This is a genomic window from Streptomyces murinus, assembly GCF_002154555.1.
Classification (GTDB): domain Bacteria; phylum Actinomycetota; class Actinomycetes; order Streptomycetales; family Streptomycetaceae; genus Streptomyces; species Streptomyces murinus.
Window position 1 is genome coordinate 1 of record NZ_MUNF01000555.1, and the last position, 10404, is coordinate 10404.

At 72.2% G+C, this 10404-nt stretch carries 9 protein-coding genes and 1 pseudogene; 5 read left to right on the forward strand and 5 right to left on the reverse strand.

From position 1 onward, the window contains the following. Positions 1 to 36 precede the first annotated feature (36 nt). From CCN72_RS29530 to CCN72_RS29540, 3 genes are read left to right on the forward strand one after another with little or no spacing between them, the layout of a single operon-like run. Positions 37 to 717, forward strand: a complete 681-nt coding sequence (locus tag CCN72_RS29530; RefSeq protein ID WP_037652380.1) for an ABC transporter permease — start codon at positions 37 to 39, stop codon at positions 715 to 717. Continuing rightward, positions 714 to 1385 (forward strand): ABC transporter permease, encoded by a 672-nt coding sequence (locus tag CCN72_RS29535; protein ID WP_086811040.1) that lies wholly within the window; start codon positions 714 to 716, stop codon positions 1383 to 1385. Before CCN72_RS29530 ends, CCN72_RS29535 begins: the two co-directional genes overlap by 4 nt. After that, positions 1382 to 2317: an ABC transporter substrate-binding protein gene (locus CCN72_RS29540; protein ID WP_086811041.1), complete on the forward strand. Its 936-nt coding sequence runs from the start codon at positions 1382 to 1384 to the stop codon at positions 2315 to 2317. Before CCN72_RS29535 ends, CCN72_RS29540 begins: the two co-directional genes overlap by 4 nt. A gap of 42 nt (positions 2318 to 2359) precedes the next feature. Here CCN72_RS29540 and CCN72_RS29545 read toward each other — a convergent pair whose 3' ends face one another. From CCN72_RS29545 to CCN72_RS29560, 4 genes are all read right to left on the reverse strand, one after another. Beyond that, on the reverse strand, positions 2360 to 3514 hold the full coding sequence (locus CCN72_RS29545; RefSeq protein WP_086811042.1) for an ABC transporter ATP-binding protein: 1155 nt from the start codon (positions 3512 to 3514) through the stop codon (positions 2360 to 2362). A 75-nt stretch (positions 3515 to 3589) separates the two neighbouring features. After that, positions 3590 to 4234 carry a LutC/YkgG family protein gene (locus tag CCN72_RS29550; protein WP_086811043.1) on the reverse strand — a complete coding sequence of 215 codons (645 nt, stop codon included), beginning with the start codon at positions 4232 to 4234 and terminating at the stop codon, positions 3590 to 3592. Further along, positions 4231 to 5706 carry a LutB/LldF family L-lactate oxidation iron-sulfur protein gene (locus tag CCN72_RS29555; RefSeq protein WP_086811044.1) on the reverse strand — a complete coding sequence of 492 codons (1476 nt, stop codon included), beginning with the start codon at positions 5704 to 5706 and terminating at the stop codon, positions 4231 to 4233. Before CCN72_RS29555 ends, CCN72_RS29550 begins: the two co-directional genes overlap by 4 nt. Next, positions 5703 to 6458: a (Fe-S)-binding protein gene (locus CCN72_RS29560; RefSeq protein WP_086811045.1), complete on the reverse strand. Its 756-nt coding sequence runs from the start codon at positions 6456 to 6458 to the stop codon at positions 5703 to 5705. Before CCN72_RS29560 ends, CCN72_RS29555 begins: the two co-directional genes overlap by 4 nt. A 514-nt stretch (positions 6459 to 6972) precedes the next feature. Here CCN72_RS29560 and CCN72_RS29570 point away from each other — a divergent pair. Further along, positions 6973 to 8274 (forward strand): alpha/beta fold hydrolase, encoded by a 1302-nt coding sequence (locus CCN72_RS29570; protein WP_086811047.1) that lies wholly within the window; start codon positions 6973 to 6975, stop codon positions 8272 to 8274. A 45-nt stretch (positions 8275 to 8319) separates the two neighbouring features. On the opposite strand, the gene CCN72_RS29575 is transcribed toward CCN72_RS29570, so the two are convergent. Then, the gene (locus CCN72_RS29575; protein ID WP_086811049.1) at positions 8320 to 9474 is read right to left on the reverse strand and encodes a glutathione-independent formaldehyde dehydrogenase; all 1155 of its coding nucleotides are present in this window, start codon (positions 9472 to 9474) and stop codon (positions 8320 to 8322) included. Positions 9475 to 9682: 208 nt separating this feature from the next. On the opposite strand from CCN72_RS29575, the pseudogene CCN72_RS29580 reads away from it, so the two are divergent. Beyond that, a pseudogene (locus CCN72_RS29580) lies at positions 9683 to 10391 on the forward strand (pentapeptide repeat-containing protein). The last annotated feature ends 13 nt before the right edge of the window (positions 10392 to 10404 follow it).

A 10404-nucleotide genomic window follows, 5' to 3' on the forward strand; every position in this document is an offset into this window, starting at 1 on the left:
CGCGCACCCCGCCCCGCCCGCCGGTCCAATGGACCCGTGACCGCGGCCCCCGACGACTGTCTCGCGCGCAACGAGTGGATCTGCGGCGCCTATCTGAGCAGCCGTCGCGGCATCCTGCTCGACGCGGTCGTCCAGCACCTCCAGCTGACCGCCCTGTCGGTCCTGATCGGCCTGCTCATCGCGGTGCCCCTCGCGGTGCTGGCCCGCCGCTGGGGCTGGGCCGCAGGACCGGTGCTCGCGCTCACCACGATCCTCTACACCATCCCGTCCCTCGCGATGTTCTCCCTGCTCCTGCCCCTCTACGGCCTCTCCGCCACCCTGGTCGTCGCCGGCCTTGTGCTGTACTCGCTCACCCTCCTGGTCCGCAATCTGCTCGCGGGCCTGCGCGCGGTCCCGGAGGAGACCCGGCAGGCGGCGCGCGGCCTGGGCTACGGCCCGATCCGGCTGCTGCTCACCGTCGAACTGCCCCTCGCCCTGCCCGCCGCGATGGCCGGGCTGCGCATCGCCACCGTCTCCGCGGTCTCCCTGGTCACGGTCGGCGCGATCGTCGGCTACGGGGGCCTCGGAAACCTCGTCTACGCGGGCATGAACACCTACTTCAAGGCCCAGGTGCTCACCGCCTCCGTGCTCTGCGTGCTGATCGCCGTCGCCGCCGACCTGCTGCTCCTGGGCGTCCAGCGGCTGATCACCCCCTGGACGAGGGCGGCACGCGGATGAGCACCCTCACCGCCACCTGGGACTGGCTCGCCGACCCCGCGCACTGGTCCGGCGACAACGGCGTATGGCACCGGCTGCTCCAGCACCTCCTGCTCACCGTGGTCTGCCTCGTCCTGAGCTGTCTGATCGCGCTGCCCGTCGCCCTGGTCCTCGGCCATCTCGGCCGGGGCGGGGCGCTCGCCGTGAACATCTCCAACGTCGGCCGGGCGGTCCCCACCTTCGCCGTACTGGTCCTGCTGCTGCTCACCCCGGTCGGCAACTGGGGCGAGGGCCCCACCGTCGTCGCCCTGGTGCTGTTCGCGGTGCCGCCGCTGCTCACCAACGCCTACGTCGGAATGCGCGAGGTCGACCGAGGCATCGTCCAGGCTGCCCGGGGCATGGGCATGACCGGCCGACAACTGATGTTTCACGTGGAACTGCCCCTTTCGCTCCCCCTGCTGATGAACGGGGTGCGGATCGCGGCCGTACAGCTCGTCGCCACCGCCACCATCGCGGCGCTCGCGGGCGGCGGCGGGCTCGGCCGGATCATCACCGCGGGGTTCAACCTCGCCAGCACTCCTCAGGTCGTCGCGGGCGCCCTGCTGGTCGCCGTGTTCGCGCTCCTCGTGGAGGGCGGCTTCGAGATCGCCGAACGGCTGGGCCCCGCGTGGGCGAGGGGAGGGCGATGAGACGCGTCCCGTGGCTGCTGGTGCTTCTCGCCCTCACCGGCTGCGCCACCGGCCCCTCCCTGGAGAACCGCGGCCGGGTCACCGCACCGCCCGGGGACAGCCACCATCTCACCATCGGCTCGGCCGGCTTCACCGAGAGCGATCTGCTCGCCCAGATGTACGCCCAGCTGCTGAACCGGGCCGGATACAAGACCTCCATCCTCACCGTCTCCAACCGGGAGCTGTACGAACCCGCCCTGGAGTCCGGCCAGATCGATGTCGTGCCCGAGTTCGCCGCCACCTTCGCGGACTGGCTGAACGCCAAGACCCATGGCACCGACGCGCAACCGGTCGGCTCGCCTGACCTCGACACCACGATGGACGCCCTGCGCGCGCTCGCCGCCCCCCGCGGACTCACCGTCCTGCCCCCGGGCCGGGCCGTCGACCAGAACGCCTTCGCGGTGAGCGCCGACTACGCCCGCGAGCACCGTCTGAAGACGCTCAGCGATCTCGGCGCCTCCCGCCTGAAGGTACGGCTCGCGGCGGGCGACGAATGCGTGCAACGGCCGTACTGCGCACCGGGCCTGAGACAGGAGTACGGCATCGACGTCACCGGCGTCGACCCCAAGGGCGTGGGCACCACCCCGGCCAAGCGGGCGGTGCAGCAGGGCCGGGACCAGATGGTGCTCACGACCACCACGGACGCCACCCTCGACCAGTTCGGCCTGGTCCTGCTCGCCGACGACCGGCATCTCCAGAACGCCGACTACGTGGTCCCGGTCGTCAACCGCGCCCGCGCGGGCGGCGCCGGAGTCACCAAGGCCCTCGGCCGGCTCAACGACGTCCTGACCACCTCGGACCTGGCCGATCTGAACGAGCAGGTCGACAACTGGCGCCGACTGCCCGCCGACGTGGCCCGCGCCTACCTCAGGGACAAGGGCCTGCTGAAATAGGTCCTCCCGTATCCGCACGCGCCGGGTCTCACGCGCCGGGCCTCACGCGTCGGACACCGAGTCGAAGGGCACCTGCCCGCGCGCCACGCCCCGCGCGTCCGCGTCCACCGAGCGGCGCAGCGCCTCGTGCAGCTTCGCCGGGGTCAGCACCCCCAGGAAGCGTGCCCCGTCGAGGACCGCGACCCACCCGGCGTCGTGCTGGAGCATCACCCCGAACGCCTGCTTCAGCGGCGCCCCGACCGGCACCCACGCGGTCATCCGATGGCCGAACTCCCCGACCGTGCCGCTCGCCGCGAGGTCCGCCACCCCGACCCAGCCGTGCAGATCGCCCCGCTCGTCCAGCACCACGGCCCAGCGCGCGCCCTGCTCGCTCAGCCGCTGCCGCGCCCGCTCGGCGGGCTCGTCCGGCCGGGCCACCGGCGGCTGCTGGAGATCGTCCGGCTCGATCGCGGTCACCGAGAGCCGCTTCAGCCCCCGGTCCGCGCCCACGAACGAGGCGACATACGGTGTGGCGGGCGCTCCCAGCACCGCCCCCGGGGTGTCGAACTGTTCGATACGGCCCTGTCCGTACACGGCGATCCGGTCGCCGAGCCGGACGGCCTCCTCGATGTCATGGGTGACCAGCAGCACCGTCTTGCGCACCGCCGCCTGCATCCGCAGGAACTCGTCCTGCAACTGCTCGCGCACCACCGGATCGACCGCGCCGAACGGCTCGTCCATCAGCAGCACCGGCGGGTCCGCCGCCAGCGCCCGCGCCACGCCCACCCGCTGACGCTGTCCGCCGGACAACTGCTCCGGATAGCGCGGCCCGTACGTCTTCGGGTCGAGGCCTACCAGGTCGAGCAGTTCGGCGGCCCTGGCCCGCGCCTTCGCCCGCTTCCAGCCGAGCAGTGCGGGCACGGTCGCGGTGTTGTCCAGCACGGTGCGGTGCGGGAAGAGACCCACCTGCTGGATGACGTACCCGATACGGCGGCGCAGCCGCACCGGGTCGACCGCGGCGATGTCCTCGCCGTCGACGCTGATCCGTCCGGAGGTCGGCTCGATCAGCCGGTTCACCATCATCATGGTCGTCGTCTTGCCGCAGCCCGAGGGGCCGACCAGCGTCACCAGCTCGCCCTCGGCCACCTCGAAGGAGAGGTCGTCCACGGCCGTCGTACCGTCCGGGTAGCGCTTGCTGACCTGCTCGAACCGGATCATGTCCTCACGCTAACGGCGCCGCCGGTACGACGCGCGCCGACGCCGGGCGCCTCACCCGTGGTTCAGTCCGCTGGTTCAGTCGTCCAGCAGGATCACTTCCAGCGTGCGCGGCCCATGGACGCCCTCCACCCGGTCCAGTTCGATGTCGCTGGTGGCCGAGGGGCCGGAGATCCAGGTCAACGGGCGGGTGGGGTCGAGGCGTTCGAGGGCCCCCGGCACCGACGCCACGACCTGCGAGGGGACGCGGACCACGCAGATGTGGTGGTCGGGGATCAGCGAGATACGGCGCCGGCCCTGGTCGGGGGAGCCGTCGAGGACGAGGGTGCCGGTCTCGGCGATCGCCACGGCGCAGCCGGTCACGACGCTGCCGACCCGGTCCATGCGCCGCGGGGTGAGGTCCGCCCGGTCGTGGACCCGCACCGGGTCGGCCGCCGCCATCCACGAGGCCGGCAGCTCGGGCGGCACCAGCACCTCCGCGGAGCCCTGCGCGGCCAGCAGCCGGGTGATCAGGAGCGGCAGATCCGCCGTGTCGGTGCGGTGCACGATCGCCCGGTAGTCGGCGAGGTTCCCGGCCAGCAGATCGACCGTCTCCTCGACCGTCCGCTTCCCGTGCTCGCGCAGATAGTCCCGGGGCACGGCCTCCTCGTACGACCCGTCGTCCGCGGGTACGTCGGCGAGGGCGCGCCGCACCCGGCCCAGGATCCGCTCCCTGCTGTTCACTTGGCGTCCTTTCCGCCGCGCGTGCGCTGCCACCAGTCGCGGAACGGCTCCGCGGGCACCGCCGGAAGATCCCGGGTGCCGGACCACGCCCGCCCTGGGCCCGGCAGGGTACGGGGGTGCAGCCGACGGGAGCGGGCGGCGAGCCGCTGTCCGGTGCGCAGGGCGCCCGGGTGCCCGAACGCCCAGGCCGCCGCCCGCATCGCGGCGCGCTCGGCCGCGTGTCCCTTGGCCGGGCGCAGCACCACCTTGTTGCCGCCCCGCACCGCCGGGCCGCCCTCGACGATCCGTTCACGCAGATGGACCAGCACCTCGGGGATGTCGATGGCGACCGGGCACACCTCGTAGCAGGCGCCGCACAGGCTCGACGCGTACGGCAGGGAGGCGTCGATCTCGCTGGCGGTGCCCCGGAGTTGGGGGGTGAGGATGGCGCCGATGGGCCCGGGGTAGACCGAGCCGTAGGCGTGGCCGCCGGCCCGCTCGTAGACGGGGCAGACATTGAGGCAGGCCGAGCAGCGGATGCAGCGCAGGGCCTGGCGGCCGACCCGGTCGGCGAGGGTGTCGGTGCGGCCGTTGTCGAGCAGCACCAGGTGGAAGGCGCGCGGGCCGTCCTCGTCCCTGGTGCCGGTCCACATCGACGTGTACGGGTTCATCCGCTCGGCGGTGGAGGAGCGGGGCAGGGTCTGGAGGAAGACTTCGAGGTCGCGCCAGGTGGGCACGATCTTCTCGATGCCGACGACCGAGATCAGCGTCTCCGGCAGGGTCAGGCACATCCGTCCGTTGCCCTCGGACTCCACCACGACCAGGGTGCCGGTCTCGGCGACCATGAAGTTGGCGCCGGAGATGCCGACCTTGGCCCGCAGGAACTTCTCCCGCAGATGCAGCCGGGCGGCCTCGGCGAGATCGGCGGGCGTGTCGGTCAGATCGTCGGGGGCGGGGCGGCCCCAGGTGGCCATCTCGTGGGTGAAGATGTCGCGGATCTCGGCGCGGTTGCGGTGGATGGCCGGGACGAGGATGTGCGAGGGGCGGTCCTTGCCCAACTGCACGATCAGTTCGGCGAGATCGGTCTCGTAGGCGCGGATGCCCTCGGCCTCAAGCGCCTCGTTCAGCCCGATCTCCTGGGTCGCCATCGACTTGACCTTGACGACCTCCGACTCGCCGGTCTCCTTGACCAGTGCGGCCACGATCCGGTTGGCCTCGTCGGCGTCCTCGGCCCAGTGGACCGTGCCGCCGGCCGCGGTCACCGACGCCTCCAACTGCTCCAGAAAGCGGTCGAGATGGCGCAGCGTGTGGTCCTTGATCCGGCGGCCCGCCTCGCGTAGCTCGGCCCAGTCGGCCAACTCGGCGACGGCACCGGCGCGTTTGGCGCGGATGGTGTGGGTGGCGTGCCGCAGGTTCCCGCGCAGGGTGGGGTTGTCCACGGCCGTGCGCGCGGCCTCGGGGAAGGCCGGCATGCCGACGAATGTGCCGCTCATCGCGCGGGGTCCTCCTCCGTGCTCGCCAGGATCTCCGCGAGGTGGACGGGGCGCAGGTCCGCCTTCAGCCGGGTCATGGTGCCGCCGATGTGCATCAGGCAGGAGTTGTCGGCGGCGCACAGCACCTCGGCGCCGGTCGACTCGGCGTTGCGTACCTTGTCCGTGCCCATCGCGGCCGAGACCGCGGCGTTCTTCACGGCGAAGGTGCCGCCGAACCCGCAGCACTCCTCCGCGCCCGGCAGTTCCACCAGGTCCAGCCCCTGCACCGCCTCCAGCAGGCGGCGCGGCCGGTCCCCGAGACCCAGGCTGCGCAGGCCGTGGCAGGTGGGGTGGTAGGTGACCGTGTGCGGGTACCAGGCGCCCACGTCGGTCACGCCCAGCACGTCCACGAGGAACTCCGTGAGCTCGTACGTCCTTCGCACCACCGGCGCGACGGTCCGCGCGAGCGAGTCCCCGCGGCCCTCGGCCCCGGCCCGTTCGCCCATCCGGGGATACAGCTCCCGCACCATCGCCCCGCACGACCCCGACGGCGTCACGATCGCCTCGTACTCCCCGAACACCTCCGCGAACCGCCGCGCCAGCGGCTCCGCCTCGTGCCGGTACCCGGTGTTGTAGTGCGCCTGTCCGCAGCACGTCTGCCCCATCGGGAACTCGACCTCGACCCCCAGCCTCGCGAGCAGCTTCACCACGGCCTTCCCCGTCTCCGGATAGAGCGTGTCATTGACACACGTCAGGAACAGGGCGACACGCATCGCGGCTCCTCGGGAGGGATCACGGGGCGCGATGCAGCCTAGTCGCCGCAGGGGCGGTGGTGCGGACCGGGGATCCGGCGCGTAGCGCGCGCCCCAGCATGTGCGGAGGGCGCCGGGTCCAGCGGTGCGACGTCGCAGATGACCGGGTGGTGGGATGAGCCTTGCGAACGCGGAGTTCTCGCTGGGTGCCGAGGACGCCCTGCTGCTGTTCCGGGATCTGGAGGAGTACGTGGTCTCCCTCGACCGCATCCTGTCCCGGCTCGCGGCCGGCGCCGATCCCGCGATCCTGGCCGACTACCTGGTGGACCGTCGGGGACGCGCTCGAGGCGGTCATCGGCGCGGAGGCGCTGGAGGACATCGCGGAGGGCGTCTTCCGGTACTCCGGACCCTGACGCCCTCCCCGGCACCGACGCGCCACGACCGCACGCCTGTGGCGGCCCGGCACCCGTCCGCCCCGGCGCACCGCCCATGTGCTGAACTTGACCCGTCCACCCCACCCCTCCCGGGAGACCCGTTGAGCATCAGCTACCGCCAGCCCGGCGTCGTTCTGACCGATCGCCGGTTCACCGTGCCCCTCGACCACGCCGATCCCGGCGGCGAGCGCATCGAGTTGTACGCGCGGGAGGTGGTCGCGGGGGACAAGGCGGACAAGGAACTGCCCTGGCTGCTGTACCTCCAGGGCGGTCCCGGCTTCGGGGCGAATCGTTTCATCGGGCGGCAGGCATGGCTCGACCGCGCGCTCGACGAGTACCGCGTACTGCTGCTCGACCAGCGCGGCACGGGCAGTTCCACCCCCGCCACCCGGCAGACCCTCCCACAGCGCGGCGGCCCGGCCGCACAGGCCGACTACCTCGCCCACTTCCGCGCCGACTCCATCGTGCGCGACTGCGAGGCCATCCGCGCCGAGGTTACCGGCGGCGCCCCCTGGACCGTCCTCGGCCAGAGCTTCGGCGGCTTCTGCACGGTGTCCTACCTCTCGCTCGCCCCCGAGGGCCTGGACACCGCCCTGATCACCGGCGGACTGCCCGCCCTGGACGCCCATGCCGAGGACGTCTACCGCGCCGCCTACCCCCGCATCGAACGCAAGGTCACCGCGCACTACGCCCGGTACCCGCAGGACATCGAGCGGGCCCGTCGCATCGCCGACCACCTGCTCACCCATGACGTGGTCCTGCCGAACGGCTACCGGCTCACCGTCGAGGCCTTCCAGTCCCTCGGCCTGATGCTCGGCGGCGGCGACGGCAGCCACCGCCTCCACCACCTCCTCGCGGACGCGTTCGTCCGCACCCCGGCCGGACCCGAACTGGCGGACGCCTTCCAGGAACAGGTCCAGAGCCTGCTGTCGTTCGCCGGCCACCCCCTCTACGCCCTCGTCCACGAGTCGATCTACGGCCAGGACGCCCGCCCCACCGCCTGGGCCGCCGAACGCGTCCGCGCCGAGTTCCCCCGGTTCGACGCCGCGAAGACGCTCGCCGGCGACGAGCCGCTGCTGTTCACCGGCGAGACCATCCACCCCTGGATGTTCGAGACCGACCCCGCCCTGCGCCCGCTGCGCGAGACCGCCGAACTGCTCGCCGCCCGCACCGACTGGACCCCGCTGTACGACCGCGACCGCCTTGCCGCCAACGAGGTCCCGGTCGCCGCCGCCGTCTACCACGACGACATGTACGTCGACGCCGGCCACTCGCTGCGCACCGCCCGCACCGTCCGCGGGCTGCGCACCTGGGTCACCGACGAGTACGAGCACGACGGGCTGCGCAGCGGCGCGCCCCGGGTCCTCGACCGGCTCCTCGCGGTGGTCCGGGACGAGGTGTGACACAGCGGGTCCGGGCACCCCCGCGGGCGCCCGGACCCCTGGACCTCACGCGGCGAGCGCGTGTCCCGGGTGCAGTACGACCTTGGTGTAGCCCTCGATCCGCTTGTCGAACTTCTCGTACGCCTGCGGTGCCTGGTCCAGCGGCAGCTCATGGGAGACCACGAAGCTGGGCTTGGCCCGCCCGGCGATGATCAGATCGCGCAGCTGGCGGTTGTACCGCTTCACATTGCACTGACCGGTGCCCATCTTCTGGCCCTTCTCGAACATCTTGCCGATCGAGACCAGGAGCTGGCCGTGCTTGGCGTGCTCGTCGGGCCCGCCCGGGTCGGACGGCACATACAGCCCCGGCACGCCCAGCCTGCCGGTCGCCCGTACCGTCTCCACCAGCGCGTTCAGCACGATGGCGGGTTCCTCGTGGCTGGTGTCGTCGTGTGCCTGGGCCTGGTAGCCGACGGCGTCCACGCCCTTGTCCGTGCCCTCGCCCCTCGTCTGCGCCCTGATCTGCTCGGCCGGGTCGCCCTTGGTGAAGTCGATGGGGACGGCCCCGATCTCCTCGGCCTTGGCCAGCCGCTCGGGCACCCGGTCCACCACGAACACCTGGGACGCGCCGCGCAGCAGCGCCGAGTAGGCGGCCATCAGACCCACCGGCCCCGCGCCGTAGACGGCCACGCTCTCACCGGGGGCCACCTGGGCCAGCTCACAGCCGTGATAGCCGGTCGGGAAGATGTCGGCGAGCAGCACGAAGTCGGTCTCGAACTGTTCGCCCGCCGGCAGTTTCAGACAGTTGAAGTCGGCGAAGGGCACCCGTAGATGCTCGGCCTGACCGCCCTCGTACGGGCCCATGGCCACATATCCGTAGGCGCCGCCGGCGAAGCCGGGGTTCACCGTCAGACAGAAGCCGGTCTCGCCGGCGAGGCAGTTCTTGCAGAAACCGCAGGCCACGTTGAACGGCATCACGACCCGGTCGCCCACGGACAGCGAGGTCACACCGCTGCCGATCTCCTCGATCACCCCGAGGTTCTCGTGGCCGAAGACGATGCCCGGCTCGGCCGCCGTGCGGCCCTCGTACATATGCAGGTCGGAGCCGCAGATCGCGGTCGACGTGACGCGTACGAGCACATCGTTGGGGTGCTCGATCCGCGGATCATCGACGTCTCGCACCGCCACGCTGAACGGCTTTTCGTAGACGACGGCTTTCACCTTGGGTCACCTCCGCGTGGAACGCTGGACGGCGGCGGCGAGCCAGGTCCGGGGGAGCAGGCGCCGGCCCGGGCCCCCGGTACGTGCCGGAACCCCCGTGCGCGCGCTTCACCGCCGGTACCTCCAGGTAACTCCGGTACGGCAGGGGTCGCAACCCCCGGCCCATCGGGCCGGTGTTCCGGCTGGTCGGGGCCAATAGGCTGTGCTCATGCCAGATCAGATAGCCGGGCTTCCGGAGCTGCGCGGGGACTGCGGAAGCTGCTTCGGGCTGTGCTGTGTCGCCCTGCCCTTCGCCGCGTCGGCCGACTTCGCGCTCGACAAGCCCGCGGGCAGGCCGTGCCCGAACCTCGCCGACGACCACCGCTGCGGCATCCACGCCCGGCTGCGGGACAAGGGCTTCACCGGCTGCACCGTCTACGACTGCTTCGGCGCGGGCCAGAAGGTCTCACGGCACACCTTCGGCGGGCAGGACTGGCGTACGGCGCCCACGGACCTGGCCCGCCGGATGTCCGACGTGTTTCCCGTCGTACGACAGCTGCACGAGCTGCTCTGGTACCTGACCGAGGCGCTGTCCCTGCCCGCCGCCCGGTCCGTCCACCCCGANNGGCAAGAAGGGCGGCAAGGGCAAGGACCGCCGGGGCGCGGATCTGATGGGCGCCCGGCTCCGGGGCGCCGACCTGCGCGGGGCGACCCTCCGCGGCGCCTACCTCATCGCCGCCGACCTCACCGGCGCGGACCTGCGCGACGCCGACATGATCGGCAGCGACCTGCGCGACGCCGACCTCTCCGACGCCGATCTGACCGGCGCCTTCTTCCTCACCCAGCCGCAGGTGAACGCGGCGAGGGGAAACACGGGAACGAAGCTGCCGGGGACGCTGAACAGGCCGGGGCATTGGACTGGGGCGGCGGGGGAGTAGGGCCGACCGAGGG

Excerpts from the sequence above, each read along its gene's own strand:
- CCN72_RS29535 (WP_086811040.1), top strand. The coding sequence starts at position 714 with ATGAGCACCCTCACCGCCACCTGGGACTGGCTCGCCGACCCCGCGCAC.
- CCN72_RS29540 (WP_086811041.1), top strand. The coding sequence starts at position 1,382 with ATGAGACGCGTCCCGTGGCTGCTGGTGCTTCTCGCCCTCACCGGCTGC.
- CCN72_RS29545 (WP_086811042.1), bottom strand. The coding sequence starts at position 3,514 with ATGATCCGGTTCGAGCAGGTCAGCAAGCGCTACCCGGACGGTACGACG.
- CCN72_RS29555 (WP_086811044.1), bottom strand. The coding sequence starts at position 5,706 with ATGAGCGGCACATTCGTCGGCATGCCGGCCTTCCCCGAGGCCGCGCGC.
- CCN72_RS29560 (WP_086811045.1), bottom strand. The coding sequence starts at position 6,458 with ATGCGTGTCGCCCTGTTCCTGACGTGTGTCAATGACACGCTCTATCCG.